General features: G+C 58.1%; 13 protein-coding genes. 7 read left to right on the top strand and 6 right to left on the bottom strand.

The window, feature by feature from the left end:
* The 3 genes from ACYCAX_RS03485 to ACYCAX_RS03475 form a co-directional block, all read right to left on the bottom strand.
* Nucleotides 1-1795: DUF1302 domain-containing protein (locus tag ACYCAX_RS03485; protein ID WP_460247425.1), on the bottom strand; the 1795-nt coding region annotated here is incomplete at its 3' end.
* Between the two features lie 96 nt (nt 1796-1891).
* Nucleotides 1892-3259 carry a DUF1329 domain-containing protein gene (locus ACYCAX_RS03480; RefSeq protein ID WP_405308369.1) on the bottom strand — a complete coding sequence of 456 codons (1368 nt, stop codon included), beginning with the start codon at nt 3257-3259 and terminating at the stop codon, nt 1892-1894.
* Nucleotides 3260-3393: 134 nt separating this feature from the next.
* Nucleotides 3394-3744 (bottom strand): hypothetical protein, encoded by a 351-nt coding sequence (locus ACYCAX_RS03475; protein WP_285888826.1) that lies wholly within the window; start codon nt 3742-3744, stop codon nt 3394-3396.
* 385 nt (nt 3745-4129) lie between these two features.
* Between ACYCAX_RS03475 and ACYCAX_RS03470 the strand changes: the two genes are divergently transcribed.
* Nucleotides 4130-4528, top strand: a complete 399-nt coding sequence (locus tag ACYCAX_RS03470) for a hypothetical protein (RefSeq protein ID WP_285888827.1) — start codon at nt 4130-4132, stop codon at nt 4526-4528.
* A gap of 93 nt (nt 4529-4621) precedes the next feature.
* Here the strand turns inward: ACYCAX_RS03470 and ACYCAX_RS03465 are convergent, their stop codons facing one another.
* The 3 genes from ACYCAX_RS03465 to ACYCAX_RS03455 form a co-directional block, all read right to left on the bottom strand.
* Nucleotides 4622-5251 carry a cysteine hydrolase family protein gene (locus ACYCAX_RS03465; RefSeq protein ID WP_285888829.1) on the bottom strand — a complete coding sequence of 210 codons (630 nt, stop codon included), beginning with the start codon at nt 5249-5251 and terminating at the stop codon, nt 4622-4624.
* A gap of 100 nt (nt 5252-5351) precedes the next feature.
* Nucleotides 5352-6131 (bottom strand): enoyl-CoA hydratase, encoded by a 780-nt coding sequence (locus tag ACYCAX_RS03460; protein WP_285888830.1) that lies wholly within the window; start codon nt 6129-6131, stop codon nt 5352-5354.
* A 139-nt stretch (nt 6132-6270) separates the two neighbouring features.
* Nucleotides 6271-8097 carry an FAD-dependent oxidoreductase gene (locus tag ACYCAX_RS03455; RefSeq protein WP_285888831.1) on the bottom strand — a complete coding sequence of 609 codons (1827 nt, stop codon included), beginning with the start codon at nt 8095-8097 and terminating at the stop codon, nt 6271-6273.
* A gap of 165 nt (nt 8098-8262) precedes the next feature.
* Here ACYCAX_RS03455 and ACYCAX_RS03450 point away from each other — a divergent pair, with 165 nt between their 5' ends.
* The 6 genes from ACYCAX_RS03450 to ACYCAX_RS03425 all read left to right on the top strand — a co-directional run bounded on the left by ACYCAX_RS03450 (nt 8263) and on the right by ACYCAX_RS03425 (nt 15137).
* On the top strand, nt 8263-8787 hold the full coding sequence (locus ACYCAX_RS03450) for a winged helix-turn-helix transcriptional regulator (protein ID WP_279833921.1): 525 nt from the start codon (nt 8263-8265) through the stop codon (nt 8785-8787).
* Nucleotides 8788-8848: 61 nt separating this feature from the next.
* The gene (locus ACYCAX_RS03445; RefSeq protein ID WP_285888832.1) at nt 8849-10036 is read left to right on the top strand and encodes an acetyl-CoA C-acyltransferase; all 1188 of its coding nucleotides are present in this window, start codon (nt 8849-8851) and stop codon (nt 10034-10036) included.
* Nucleotides 10033-10809, top strand: coding sequence for an SDR family NAD(P)-dependent oxidoreductase (locus ACYCAX_RS03440; RefSeq protein ID WP_285888833.1), 777 nt, complete (start codon nt 10033-10035; stop codon nt 10807-10809). Before ACYCAX_RS03445 ends, ACYCAX_RS03440 begins: the two co-directional genes overlap by 4 nt.
* A 160-nt stretch (nt 10810-10969) precedes the next feature.
* Nucleotides 10970-12400 carry an IS1182 family transposase gene (locus tag ACYCAX_RS03435; protein WP_285888848.1) on the top strand — a complete coding sequence of 477 codons (1431 nt, stop codon included), beginning with the start codon at nt 10970-10972 and terminating at the stop codon, nt 12398-12400.
* A 969-nt stretch (nt 12401-13369) separates the two neighbouring features.
* Entirely contained in the window at nt 13370-14371 is a 1002-nt protein-coding gene (locus ACYCAX_RS03430; RefSeq protein WP_460247424.1) for an NAD-dependent epimerase/dehydratase family protein, read from the top strand.
* Between the two features lie 25 nt (nt 14372-14396).
* Nucleotides 14397-15137, top strand: a complete 741-nt coding sequence (locus tag ACYCAX_RS03425) for a glycosyltransferase family 2 protein (RefSeq protein WP_015474987.1) — start codon at nt 14397-14399, stop codon at nt 15135-15137.
* Nucleotides 15138-15139 lie beyond the last annotated feature (2 nt).

The following is a 15139-nucleotide window of genomic DNA, read 5'->3' as shown; positions in this document are numbered from 1 at the left end:
CAACTGGGTATCCGCTGGCAACGTGTAATGCCCGTTCGCTTACGAAGAAGTTCGTGTAGCTAAGGCTCGCGGTGTACGCATTCAGGTATTCCGCGTCGATACCCACACTAGCTGCCTTGGTTCCTTCCGTGAAGACCGGGCCGTTACCGTCCACATCATGAGACCAGGCCAAGTTCGGCTTGATGTTCACTCCTGCAATCACGTTATTGAAGTCCCAGATAGCGCGTGCGCGATAGCCCCAGGAGTTGGTGGTATAGAAACCGTGGGAGCCATAGCGTTGAGCAGCCAGTGCGGTTTCTGGAACGCCATAGATAGAGTCCCGGCCGAATCGATTGTCGAAATCATCAGTCATGGCACCGATACGGGTAATGCCTACTTCGCCGATCAGAGTGAAGCGGTCAGCACCCATCGCTTGGTCGAAGAAGTGAATGAAGGTCGATTGAGCCTGCGTGACTTCCTTGCGCTGGTACCCGTGATAGTCCTTACCCGCTTGTGCCAGCGCCACAGCTGGATCGAAGCCGCTTGCTAGGAACGGGTTAACGACATCAGTTACCAGGTGAGCAGTCAGATCGACAGTGTTCACCTGCAGAGGCATGTTGGGGCGGTAGCTGATCTCACCACTCCAGGCGGTCCCGGTAGGGAGCGTGGTGTTGAAGCTCACTCCGTAGAGGCGGATGTCCTCCGGATACTCCAAGAAGTAATTCCCTCGCCCCAGCAACATGGGCTGGACAGCGTTCAGGCCCAAAGGACCTGCCGCCGCAGCTAGGGTATCCAGCACCCCCTGACGGTCTGCTGTCTGAGTGCTCACGATCGGCAAGCGGCTGTGATAGTTCATCACGTAGGCTGCGTACTCTGCTTCGTCACCCTGCCAACGCAGCGAGACCCCCCATTGGCCCGAGTCCCTGGCGTCTCGGTCCGAGCCGCGAGGAACGACAAGCCCTTCCTGCTCGACAGTAACGCCTGGAAGCAGCCCTGCTGCCGAAGCAGCTTGGATCTGCGCGATCGAGTCGGGATCGAGGATGTTGTAGTTGCCGTCACAGCCATCCTGTACCACGTCCGTGACGGAAAAGAACGTTCCACAGTTATCGAGAACGGTCTGGTCCCACTCCAGTTGCACGAAAGCTTCAGCGGAGAAGTTGTCGGTAATCCCTTGGGACATGAAGAACATGTTTACCGGGATCAGCCCCTCTTTGATCTCAGCGCCAGGGCGGCGAAAAGCAGATACGTCGATCGGGTTGATCGAGTTGATGGAGTTGCCGATGAACGTGCTCTCACCCCAGCTCACAACCTGCTTTCCGAGGCGTACGGTGCCTGGGTTACCGAACAGCAAATGGTTGTGATACACGAAGGCATCCAGCACTTCGGCCCCCGAAGACTTGGCGCCTTCCTTGCGGTTGTGATCGCTAATGTCTTTGAACTGGCGATCTTCATCTTTCAACTCGAAGTCGTACCAATATTTACCTCGCGCGAAGACACCAAAGTCGTTGTACTTCAGCTCCACATCGTGGATGCCTTTGAAGATTTTCGAGAAGGTTTCGCCCCGTTTGAAATTGAGCCGGCCATCATCGTTGGTCTGGGTAAAGCCGTTCCCACCGTTGGCCATGCCAATCAGGTCTTTATCAGGCTTGGCAGTTCCCCAGCTTGCGCCGATAGAGAGTGATGAGTCGAATTGCCCTTCGATTTCGCCAACATTGAAATTAACCGCTTTCGCGTCCTGGGAAATCATGATGCTGGCGGCAAAGCCGACTGGGACATAAATCAATTTAAAAGCGATGGGGCTGATTTTTTTTGTCATTATTAGCTCCGAATATGCTCTTCTGGTGCCTTACGACAACAGGTTTAAAGATCGGCAGAATATGGGTGCAGGCGTATTTAGCCTGCACCGTTTTATTTATCGGACGCCTGCGTTCCGCAGGGCATTTGGGGTGAATTCTTTGGCGGACATTTCGTCGCCAAATATCACACCATGCTTTTCCTCATTCTTCAGGCCGACGGCCACGTACCGTCCAGCAATGAGGTCGTTCAGCGTTTCGAACGCGTAAATTGGAACTTGGGCACGGTATTGCTGCGATAGCATTGCCTCACCGACACGCCACAATTGGCCACGAGCGTCGTATTGCTCAGAAAGCGCAACTTGCCAGGAGTCCTCATCGATATAGAAACGTCTCTTCGCATAGACGTGACGTTCGGTGGGTTTAAGATCTGCTTCTACTTCCCACACTCGATGAAGTTCATATCGAGCCAAGTCCTGGTTTGGATGACCGGCCTTTATGATCTCGCTGTATTTGAGCGAAGGGGATTCAAGCTTGAAGTTGTTGTAAGGAATATAAAGCTCTTTCTTGCCAATGAGTTTCCAGTCGTAGCGATTAGGCGCCCCGTTATACATGTCGAAGTTATCGACGGTAGTGAGGCCATCAGTTGCCGTACCTGGACCGTCGTAGGCGACTTGTGGTGCACGACGTACGCGGCGCTGGCCCGCGTTGTACTGCCAAGCCATTCGGGGCTGACGAACCTGGTCAATGGACTCGTGAACCAGCAGAACGTTGCCGGCGAGCCGTGCCGGAGCTGTTACCTTCTGGGTGTAGTAAAGAAGCAGGTTATCCGCAGCATCCTTGTCGATGTCCTTGAGGCCATCAGGGAAGCCGACGGTGTCTTCAAAGCGAACGATTGAGAACTCACCGTTAGCCTGTGGCGCAACCTGCACTACGTTGCGGCGAATGGTGCCGCCGCGGTAGCGCGTAATGTGGTTCCAGATGACTTCGAGGCCGTTTTGCGGGATCGGGAATGCGTAGTAGCGCGTGTCGGAGAAGTTCTTCAACCCGTTGCCCCCCTCGATGGCTTCAGTTTTGGAGGCACTGGTCTTGATCAGGTCGTAGATTCGATCTGGCAGCGCGGTGGTTCGATGGCTGGTGTAAACCGGCATCCGGTACGTTTCGGGATAGCGCTGAAACATCGCTATCTGGCCGGCAGAGAGCTGTGCTTTGTACTGATCCAGATTCTGAGCGGTAATGGTGAACAGCGGCTTTTCGTTTTCGTACGGGTTATCCAGGAAGCCATCAGCGCTTTCCTTTCCCGCGTCCTTCGACAGGCCGCCTTGCCACTCGGGAATAGTGCCAGCCGCATTACCGGCCCTCTCCGAACCCATTGGCGTCAGATCTTTTCCAAGCCTTGCAACCTGATCGGCGGGTACTGCCGCCCAACCTGTTTGTAGTGCTAGCCCCGCCGCTACACATATCGTTGAGAGTATTACTTTATTCATCGATTTTGCCTTTTGTTGTTGTGTTATGAACAAGCGACTACTGGGCGCGTGGCAACTGGCACTGTTCCCTAGCTGTATTAATGTCGCGCCGCACTGGTAATTTTCTGGATTTAATTAATTCCGCAGAACGTAAGTCATGGCAGTAACTTATAGATTTTTGTGGCAGAGGTTTTAGAGGCCAGTGCTGTGTTCTGCTGCACTTGATAAAGAAGGTAAAAAGCTCGTACTGAATCGACGTTGTTCTTCATCGCCACGATCAATGATGGCTGCTCAACCGTCTGGGCACTCGATTGCTCAGCACCTGGTAGGTAGGTGGGCGATCTATGGGGCAATGAGGTCAGGTTGTGAGCCGCAAGATGAATCGTTGCAGCCATCAAGAGGGCCCCGAACGGTAGCCACGTAGGGCCTGAAATGCCGGATACCTGAGCCGCGGCGATGCGGCCAGCCGTAGCTGATCCCATGAGGCATAGGCCTTTGGTATTCATTTGAAGATTCCAGCTAGACATGAGCTGACCCTCGTTCTTGTTTTGTTGGAATCTATTCCAACGTTGGAGTAAGGTCAAATGGTAGGGGATACTCCAACGGATTTTGCCGCTAGCAAGGCCGGTTGGAAGCGGGCCTGATGCGTGGCTTCCTCCTGTGACCGAAGGGGCCAACCTATTGAAATGGATCGCCTTATGAGGGCGCGTCTCTCGCGCTCGGATCTGCATCGCGCAGGGCACCATTTTGAAGATGGTTAGTGGCTAATCACTTTTGATGATGGGATGAAGGAGGTGGTGAAACGTAAAAGCGGGGTATGCCGAGCAAGCAATTGCACGATCTCAACGGCCAAGGCCGGAAAACAATTTCAATCAGAGAAGAATGCGATCTATGAGCAAGATAAAGTTGTTGGCGGACCAACCCGTGGTGATCCAGATTATTGCCGTAGTAGTTATGCCAGTTATATTTGGTGTTATTACTGGTTATTCACTTTCATGGTCACTGTATTTGTACTTTGCCCTTATCTTGGCCAGTGTTGCGGGAGGGATCGCAGCGGGCTATGAGCACAAGAGGGCATTGAGCGGAATGCTTCGAGTTGTAGTCGGAGCCTCCCTGTTCGCATCGGGCATAGCCCTGGGTGATAGGCTGTCGGAAGCGCCGGCCTTGCTTCCCCTGCCAGAGTTGGGCGTGCTCCTCATCATCAACGTCATCGCCGGTGGCGTGCTTGGCTCGATCGGTGGCGCATTGCGTGGTCGTGCCCACCGAAAATCGCTTCTCCAAGTCCGATGAACCAAGCGCTGCTACCGACGCTGTGTCGGTAGCAGGAGCATGCTGCGACCTGGTGGGTGCGCCTGATTGAGCCGAGCACCAGGACTGCCTGGTTTAGGTGGTCTTCTGCATCGCTCCAACGAGCTCGCTGGATTTGACGATCTCATGGGCATAAGTCGGCCCATTCAGCTCATGGGCCGCCGTCATCATTTCTCGTTTGAAGGCCGCGGTGGCATCGCGTACCAGGGTCACGTGATAACCCAGCTCCATGGCGTAACGTGCGGTCGACTCCACGCAAGTATTGGCAAGCAAGCCGACGACGATGACCTTGCTGATGCCTCGTTGCTTGAGCCGGAAATCGAGGTCGGTGTTGGCAAAACCACTCTGCGCCCAGTGTTCCTGGACCACGATGTCACCAGGTTTCGGAGCGAAGTCTGGATGCCACTCGCTACCCCATTCGCCGTTCACGAAAATGGGCCGCTTCATCATCATTTGCTGAGTTGGGTTGGGGTGACACCAGCACTCGTAGTCCCCCGCCTGCCAGCGACGGTGTGGAACCACTACTACCTGGATCCCGACCTCACGGACGGCCTTGTCGATGGTGCGCAGGTTATTGAGCAGATCGACCTCTTCTGCGACCTCTCGAATGAAGGGCCAGACCTTCCCTTCCTCCGATAGAAAATCGTTGTAAGGATCGATCAGCAGCAATGCAGTCGTATGTTGGTCGTAATACAAATTGGGCATGATTGGCTCCTTGGCGCTTTTGGCTAAGTTCGTTTGTATGTAGGGCGGTTGTAGCCTTTACCGCAGACACGGGCGATCCGGTCTGCGGCAAAAACTCGGTTTAAGAGGTGCTGAGCTTCAGGAAGTCTGGCGCTCGGCGCTCGGCAAATGCGCTGAATGCCTCACGCGCCTCGGCCGTTTGAAGGCGCCTGCTGAAGACTTCGTTCTCAACGAACATGCGCGCCGTGAGAGCAGCCGGATCACGCATCAGTCTTTTGGTTGCCATTAGCGATCCGGCTGGTTGTCTGGCGATCCGTTCGGCCACGGTGCGCGCCTCAGCATGCAGGCTGCTCAGTGCAACAACGCGGTTTGCCAGCCCCCATTCGACAGCCGTTCGAGCGTCCACTAATTCGCCCAGCGCAAACAGCTCGAAGGCCCGGACATAACCAACTCTGGCAGGCATCAGCAGGCTTGAGGCGGCCTCCGGTACGAGAGCGAGATTGACGAAGGGAGCAGAGAGCAGCGCGTTATCCGCGAGCAAGATAAAGTCGCAGTGCAGCAGCAAAGTAGTGCCCACCCCGACAGCCCTTCCTTGCACAGCAGCGACCAGGGGAAGACTGGAGTTGGCCAGCGCACGAAGGAAGCGCCCGACGTTCTGCTCATTCAGAGACGACCCCGGCTCCGCGGCAGCAAATTCACCGACATCGTTGCCGGCGGTGAACATGTCGCCCTTGCTTTGGAGGAGCACGACTCGAATACTCGGATCGTTCTCCGCTGCCTCAAGCGCATCCGCCATTGCCCCATACATGCTATCGATCAGCGCATTTTTCTTGTCGGAGCGTGCGAGCGTGACAGCTAAGATTCCGCCGCTCGAGTCGGTCTTAATAAGCTCATCAGGCATGATTGATTCCTTGGGTTTGTTGGGCTTTGCCTATCCCGGTTTCTTTGGCAAGTCGTTGTCTCTATCGCAGGCACAGGGTGTCCTGGCCTGCGGTGAGAGCTCGCCTGAAGTCGAGACGCCTGTGGTGATTAACCGAGCGTCACTTTGGTGGGTGCTCGTGATCACATGCGGTCAGCTGATCCACCAGGTTCTTCAGCTCCCCAAGGTGATGGTTGTAGAGATGCCGTGGAGTTGCCCCGTGCTGGTTGCATAGGTAGGCAGCTGCACCAACGGCAATGCCATGCTGAGAGCCGTTGCCCATGGTCTTGGTCGAAGATCCGGCGACGTGCGTGACGCTGATGTGCTTGCCGGCCATCAGCAGGTTGTCGATGTTGGCCGAGTACAGGCAACGGAATGGAATGCCATACGCCTGCTTGTCGCGCATGTCCCAGATCCAGTCTTTCAGGCGGAAATCGTATTTGCCCTCGCCTGGTCCCCACGCGCAGTGAATGCAGAAGGCTCCGTCATTAGGAACCAGTGCATCGGGGAAGCTGGTGTGGTTACGGATGTCATTTTCCGAGAGCACATAGTCGCCGCGGTAACGTCGGAACTCGCCTTGTGCTGCAACGAAAGCCATCCATTCAAACTCAAGGTTGGCGTAGTTTTCCGGCTCGAGATTCTTGACGTTCGAGAACGTACCGTAGAGTGCCCGCATCAGGTAATCGCGAATCAGCTCACCGTTGGTGTAGGGGTCAAGCCACTGGCCGTATTCCCAGAAGTGGGTGGCAGGGAAGACATCGGCTTTGCTACCGAAGCGGAACTCCGGTGTGCTCGGGTTCCCTCCGGCCTGGGGCCCCGGTGCATTCTCTACTCCGGCCTCCAACAGCTGGCCGCTCAAATTCGCGTAGTCCTTGGACACTTCGATTGCCCAAGGCACCTCGGGGAATGAAACCGGGTGATCAGCCATGCGCGTGCGGAAGAACAGCGTGTTGCCATGGTGCATCTCATCGCCGACTTCAGGCGCATAGGGCTCGTCGAATTCTGCGCGAGACTCCCGGCCAAACAGTGTCAGTGCGCCGGCCAGCACGCCGAGGATGGCTGTACCACTGGTATCGATGAAGACGGCGCCGGTGATTCTGCGCTCGTGGCCACCGCGAGCCTGGACGGCTTGCACGGCAGTGATGTTTGCGCCTTCCTTTTCCACACTGACGATCCGGTGACCGAGGAAGACTGTGGCCGTCGGCTCGGCTTCCAGGAGCGACAGCGCCGCGATGTCACCATTGGCCGAGCGTTGCGAAAGCTCCTTCAGCAGTGCGCCTTGTGAGCCTCGAGGCATCAGGCCGATTTCGTTACTGGCGTTACCTCCGAGCACAGGCCGATCATGGATCAGGGCAACGCGCTGACCGAGGCGAGCCGCAGTCAACGCGGCAGCACAGCCAGAGATCCCACCGCCCACCACGACGACATCGTAGTGGCCGACTTCCAGTGGCTGCTCCGGCAAGCCCCGAAGTACCTTGCGCCAGGCAAGACTGACAGCGTTGACCTCGTTGGGTGGAGCAATACCGTCGGCAGATAGGTAGATCGCATCACAGCGACCATCAAAACCAGTGAGGTCATGGAGTGCCAGTTTTGTCGGTCCCTTGCCCAATGCGACCTTGCCGGCTGATTGCCAAGACCAGTCCTGGTCATTGGCACCAAACTCAGTATCCAGCACTACATCGTTGATCGAGAGAGTGAAGCGGCCGGGGTGGTACGACGGCACCCAGTCTTTCGCTCGCACCCACACCTCGTATTCACCTTCGTGCTCGACGTTGATTGTCGTTGTGGCATCGCCGACAGGTCTGCCAAGGCCATGAGCCAGTAAATAGGGCGAGCCCATCACGGTCTCAAACTGGGAGTCGAGAACCCAGCCTCCATAGCTTTCGAAGTCCTCGGCTTCGATCAGGATGTTTATCGAGGCTTCGTTCGTGTTGGCTGTGTTGTACACGTCTCTAACTCCCTACCGGTTTAGGACCAGGGCGGCCGCCTGCAGCCTTCCGCTCGATTGGGCGCAACCCTAGACTTCGCTCAACAACGCAACCGAATGCGGTTGCTGGCAGTGACTATATTTTTTATAGTCGAACAGGTAAAGCGCCGTGATAAAGGGCTATTCATGAAAAGAAGCACGTTGGCCGACCGGTATTGTTCGATAGCAAGATCCAGCTCCGAGCTCACAGACGCTTGGTCCTTTGTGATTATCAGAGAGCTATTCCTGGCAAACATGCGCTTCGACGGTCTGCAGGCGCAGACCGGGATGTCGCCGCGCTCGCTCACCTTGCGCCTAGCCGACCTGGCAGAGGCTGGAATTATCAAGCGCGTCGCTTATCAGCAATCACCCGCGCGTTACGAGTACCGGCTGACCAGCAAGGGCAAGGAGCTCTGGCCTGTAGTCATTGCTTTGAAGCAATGGGGAGATAAATGGAACGGACCTTGGAATGATGACCACCCACCACTCACCCTGCATCACAAAGACCATGGGCATGAGTTGGAGCTGGGGTTCATCTGCAAGGTCTGTGGTGAGCCGGTAGATGCTCACTCCACTGAAGGAACCATGTCTCCGGCAATGACGGCAGAACGTGAGCAACTCGCGTCCGACTATCAACAAGCCATACGTAATAAGCGCCAGGGCGTTTCCTAGATAGGATCCTAGTTGCCCTCCCAGTGCGGGAGGGCTCCAAATAAGCACACGAGATATCACCATGAAAGAAGCTGTAGTCCTCTCTACCGCCCGCACACCAATCGCTAAGGCGTTCCGCGGCGCCTTCAATAATCTCAAGTCGCCAAGTATGGCCAGCTACGCAATCCGTGCCGCCGTCGAGCGCGCCGGCATCGAAGCTGCCGAAATTGAGGATCTGGTGATTGGTACTGCCATGCCTGGCGGTACTGCTGGTTGGAACCTAGGGCGTATGGCCGCGCTGGCCTCTGGATTGCCACTATCAGTAAGCGGGCAAACCATGGATCGCCAATGTGCCTCCGGCCTGATGGCCATCGCCACCGCTGCAAATCAAATCATCGTCGATGGCATGGCTGTGACTATTGGTGCAGGTCAGGAGCAAATCAGCCTCGTGCAAAATCGCCACATGGAATGGTCTTTCGCGGAACGTGACGAACTGGTGACGCGCCATGCTGAGCACGCTTATATGCCGATGCTGCAGACGGCCGAGCTGGTCGCCAAGCGCTACAGCATCAGTCGTGAGGCCCAGGACGCTTATTCTCTGCAGTCCCAACAGCGAATCGCTGCAGCCCAGGCAGCCGGACTGTTTGCCAACGAAATTGTCCCGGTCACCGCGACCAAGCAGGTAGTAGACAAGACCTCCGGCGCAGTCAGCTACGAGGAGGTGGCGCTGCATCTCGACGAAGGCAACCGTCCGCAAACGGTGCTAGAAGACCTGACAAGGCTCAAACCGGTCATCGAGGGCGGCTGCATCACCGCCGGTAACGCCAGCCAACTATCCGATGGAGCAAGCGCCTGTGTACTCATGGACGCTCGTCTGGCCGAGCAACGTAACCTAGAACCACTGGGAATCTACCGCGGAATCGCTGTGGCCGGCTTAGCCCCTGAGGAAATGGGCATTGGCCCTGTGTTAGCGGTACCGAAACTCCTCAAGCAGCACGGTCTCAGTGTAGATGACATCGGCCTGTGGGAACTCAACGAAGCCTTCGCCTGTCAGGTGCTCTACAGCGCAGAGAAACTCGGCATCGACCCGTGCAAGCTAAACGTCAATGGCGGCGCTATTGCTATCGGTCACCCCTATGGCATGAGCGGCGCTCGCATGGTCGGCCACGCCCTCCTGGAGGGTAAGCGGCGCGGTGTGAAGTACGTTGTCATCACCATGTGCGTCGGCGGCGGCATGGGCGCCGCTGGACTGTTCGAGGTGTTTCAATGAGCCCGTCGAATAAATTCTCTCTGGCTGGCAAGGTCGTTCTCGTTACAGGTGCTTCCAGCGGTATTGGTGCACATCTGGCGCGCGTAGCGGCACGTTCCGGTGCTCGTGTGGTCCTCTCTGCCAGGCGAATGGATCGACTTGCTGAGGTGCAAGCCGACATCGAATTTGATAACAACCAGGCGTTCAGCGTGGCGCTCGACGTCACCGACCGTTCTAGCGTCGAGGCAGCCTTCGATACCGCCGAAGCATCCTTCGGTGTGGTCGACGTAGTGCTCAATAACGCTGGTATCGGAAATGGCCAACGCGCTCTGGAAATCAGCGAAGAAGACTGGCGTTCGATGCTCTCGACCAACCTGGACGGAGTCTGGCGAGTGGCCCAATGTGCTGCTCAGCGCCTAGTTAAGGCAGGTAAGCCGGGCAGCATCATAAACATCGCCTCAATTCTCGGTTTGCGGGCCGGAAGTGGCTACAGCCACTACAGCGCAGCAAAGGCGGGGGTTGTGCAACTGACACAGTCGCTGGCTCTAGATCTTGCGCGTCACAATATTCGCGTTAATGCCATCGCCCCTGGCTATTTCAAGACCGAAATTAACGATGGCTACTTCGACAGCGAGAAAGGCCAGACCTACATCCGTCATGCGGTCCCCATGCGCCGCTTGGGCAATCTCACTGAGTTGGAAGGCCCATTCCTTCTATTGGCGAGCGAGGCGGGAGCATTTGTCACTGGCAGCACGATTGCGGTGGACGGAGGGCACCTGGTCAGCAGTCTGTAGGGGATGGCGACGGCATCGTTTTCGCGTTGGGAAGCTTGCCAAGCTCATCAAATTGCCACGGCAGGTAATTGATTGAGCGTCTTCTATTGGCCCAGGCCGTGTAAAAACGTAGCCAGCGCCCTTGCTATGCTGCCGGCGGGTTTCAGAGCGGGGGCAGTCCATGAAGCGTTTCATCCAAGGCGAGCATCGAGGCCAATGCACGCTGCTGCCCGAGAGCCTGGATGATTACGTCGCGGACATCAATCCGGTGCGAGTAGTCGATGTGTTCGTCGATGAACTCGATCTCGGGCGGTTGGGCTTCGGCGGCGTGGTTCCCGCCGAAACTGGCCGCCCTGCGTATCACCCGGCCGTCCTGCTGAAGATCTATATCTACGGTTACCTCAACCGCATCCAGTCGAGTCGACGCCTCGAACGTGAAGCACAACGCAACGTCGAGTTGATGTGGCTGACCGGACGCCTGATGCCGGACTTCAAGACCATCGCCAACTTCCGCAAGGACAACGGCAAAGCCATTCGTGGTGTCTGCCGGCAGTTCGTGGTGCTGTGTCAGCAGCTCGGTTTGTTCTCCGAAGCGCTGGTGGCTATCGACGGCAGCAAGTTCAAGGCGGTCAACAATCGCGACCGCAACTTCACCAGTGCCAAGCTGCAACGGCGAATGGAGGAGATCGAATCCAGCATTAGCCGCTACCTCACTGCGCTGGACACCGCCGACCGGCAAGAGCCTGCTGTGGCACGGGCCAAATCCGAGCGTTTGCACAGCAAGATTGCCGCCCTGAAAACCAAGATGCAGGAACTCAGGGATATCGAAGCTCAGCTGGAGGCCACCCCGGACAAACAGGTTTCTCTTACTGACCCTGACGCTCGCTCGATGATGACGCGCGGCACAGGCATGGTCGGTTACAACGTCCAGGCTGCGGTCGAGGCGAAGCATCACCTGATCGTGACGCATGAGGTCACCAACAATGGCATCGACCGCGATCAACTGAGTGCGATGGCCAAACAAGCGCGGGTGGCAATGGGAACGCAATCGCTGTCGGTGGTTGCCGATCGTGGCTACTTCAAGAGCGAGGAAATCCTCGCCTGCCATGAGGCTGGCATCACCGCCTTCGTCCCCAAGGCCAAAACCTCAGGCGCTGCCGCAGCGGGTCGTTTTGGTCGTGATGATTTCATTTACGACGCAGCCCAGAACGAGTACCGCTGCCCAGCCGGAGAGCGCCTGATCTGGCGTTTTGCGACAGTTGAGAAAGGCCTGAAGCTGCATCGTTACTGGAGTTCGAATTGCCAAGGCTGTGCGTTGAAAGATCAGTGCACACCGAGCGCACAAAGGCGGGTGAGTCGCTGGGAACACGAGTCGGTACTCGACGCGATGCAGTCTCGCCTGGATCAGGCTCCGGAGATGATGCGCATCCGCCGCCAGACGGTGGAGCATCCGTTTGGAACGCTGAAGGCCTGGATGGGCGCCACCCATTTCCTCACCAAGACGCTCGACCGGGTAAGCACGGAAATGAGCCTGCATGTGCTCGCCTACAACTTCAAACGGGTGCTGAACCTGCTGGGCAATAGTGCGCTGATAGCGGCAATGAAGGCCTGAAACCTCATTGGCAGCTCTCCGAACGCGTCGCACAGAATCGTGGAAGCAGCACTTGCCGAATCAACTGAATGCCCCGGATGGACACACCACGCGTCCAGGAGGCCGCTGGATATCGTTAAAACCAATCCATATCCGGCTACCCAGCGCTCGCTGCGTTTTTACACAGTCTGGGCCGGAAGCGGCCCTGGCGCGCGGATCGACGTGCTCTTGCGCATTGGGGGCAGTTGAAGTGAAAGGTTACTCTTAAGCTCGGCGTTTTCCTTAGCTCAAACCCCTTGTTTAGCTGGACAGCTAAACAAGGGGTTTGAGCTAAGGAAAAGCAGTATTAGGCAAGTCTCGTGGGATTTCGGCTGCACGAACAGATCTGGCTCTGCCTGCTCAACCAAGGGCGCATCCGCAAGAAGCCTCGGACCCGATTCCTCCAGTTTGTTCGGCCGTCTGTGCTCGAATTTCATGTTTACGCCCCCTTGAATCCCCTCCGGGAAAGCCCTGTGCAAGAGCGATTCTTCTTGTGACAGCCTTTATTTATTGCAGTGGCGGCAATCTTTTTGAAAGCCATTTTTTTGTGACAACCTTTTGTTTTTAACGAGCTGCGAAAAGAGCCCTAGAGCCCCGTGATTACTCGGCAGGCTGTGACAATCTTTATTTGCGGTGCACACCCGCAGGGGGCCCGCGCATCGCGCCGGCCCCTTGTTCGTTTCCGTCCTTCGCGGCTCTCGCAACAAATCCGTCGCACGACTCCCGCCAAAGCTTCACGAAACCGTCCCCTGCCTGCCAAGTCGATAGGCCACCCTCAGCGCTGCAACCTGATCGGGTGCGCGCATCGCCGTAGCGGTTGCGCACGCCGCAACAGCGGGAGCCGGCGTGGCGCCGGTCACCACGGCAATGCAACGGGTGCTGGCGACTGATGACGATCGAAGGATTCGTACCGACTGACTGTGTTCCATCCCGTGGCCCGGAGCTGGCGCGGTGAAGCTGCTGGTCACCGGCGCCGCCGGGTTCATCGGCTTCCACACCGCCCGGCGTTTGTGCCGTGAAGGGCATGAGGTGGTCGGTATCGACAATCTCAACGACTACTACAGCGTCGAGCTCAAGCTGGCCCGCCTGGCGCTTCTGCGGCAGCAGCGCAACTTCCGTTTCGAACGCCTGGACATCGCCGATGCGCCGGTCCTGGCTGCGTTGTTCCAGCGCGAAGGCTTCGATAGGGTGATCCACCTGGCCGCCCAGGCCGGCGTGCGCTACTCGCTGGAGAACCCGCAGGTCTACGCCGACGCCAACCTCAGCGGCTTCGTCAACCTGCTCGAAGGCTGCCGCCACGCGCGGGTCGGCCATCTGGTGTACGCCTCCAGCAGCTCGGTGTACGGCATGAGCAGCCGCATGCCGTTCAGCACCGATGCGGCGGTGGACCAGCCGGTGTCGCTCTATGCCGCCACCAAGCGCGCCAACGAGCTGATGGCGCACACCTACGCGCACCTCTATCGCCTGCCGCTTACCGGCTTGCGCTTCTTTACCGTGTACGGCCCCTGGGGACGCCCGGACATGGCGCTGTTCAAGTTCACCCGGGCGATTCTCGAAGGCCGGCCCATCGAGATCTACAACAACGGCGAGATGTCCCGCGACTTCACCTACATCGATGATGTGGTGGAGGGACTGCTGCGCATCCAGGACCGCCCGCCCGAACCGGGCGAGCACGGCGAGGCGCCGGTGGCGCTCTACAACATCGGCCGGGGTGAGCCGGTGCGTCTGCTCGACATGGTGGAGTGCGTGGAGCATGCGCTGGGCCGCCGGGCCGTTCGCAACTACCTGCCGCTGCAGCCGGGCGATGTGCTGCAGACCTGGGCCGACGTCGAGGCGCTGGCGCAGCGCACCGGCTTCCGTCCGGCGACGCCGCTGCAGAGCGGGGTCGAGCGTTTCGTCCATTGGTACCGCGAGTTCCATGCGGTGGAAGAGCCCTGCGCCGGCGCGGCGTGACGGGCCACGGAGCACGAGTCCGAGCATGACCCACAGCCCTTGCGTGTCGGTGCTGATTCCGGCCAGGAATGAAGCGGAGAACCTGCCCGGACTTCTCGACGAAGTCCGCCTGGCCCTGGCCGGCGAGGCATTCGAAGTCATCGTGGTCGACGACGGCAGCAGCGATGCCACCCGCGCCGTGCTGCAGGGCCTGCAACAGGATGGCTACGCCGAGCTGCGGGTGCTGGTTCACGCGCGTTCGCTGGGCCAGAGCACGTCCATCTACCACGCCGCCGAAGCCGCTCGCGGCCATTGGCTGGCGACCCTGGACGGCGACGGGCAGAACGATCCGGCGGACATCCCCGGCATGCTCGCCCTGGTGCGCGCCGCCGACTGCCCCGCAGGCCTCAAGCTGATCGCCGGGCATCGTGTGAAGCGCCAGGACAGCGCCAGCAAGCGCTGGGCCTCGCGCTTCGCCAATCGCCTGCGCGGGCGCCTGCTGCGCGACCAGACCCCGGACACTGGCTGCGGCCTGAAGCTGATCGAGCGCGAAGCCTTCCTGCGTCTGCCGTACTTCGACCACATGCACCGTTTCATCCCGGCGCTGATCCAGCGTCACCAGGGCGTCATGCGCGTGCATCCGGTGAACCACCGGCCGCGCCACGCCGGGGTGTCCAAGTACGGCAACCTTGACCGTGCTCTGGTAGGCATCCTCGATCTGTTCGGCGTCTGGTGGCTGATCCGCCGCACGCGCCTGGATGCCGTTCCCCACGAACTGGGGCGCTGAGG

This window comes from Pseudomonas sp. MT3 (assembly GCF_054720805.1).
The sequence above is the reverse complement of the archived record's forward strand: the minus strand, read 5'-3'. Positions and strand labels throughout refer to the sequence as shown.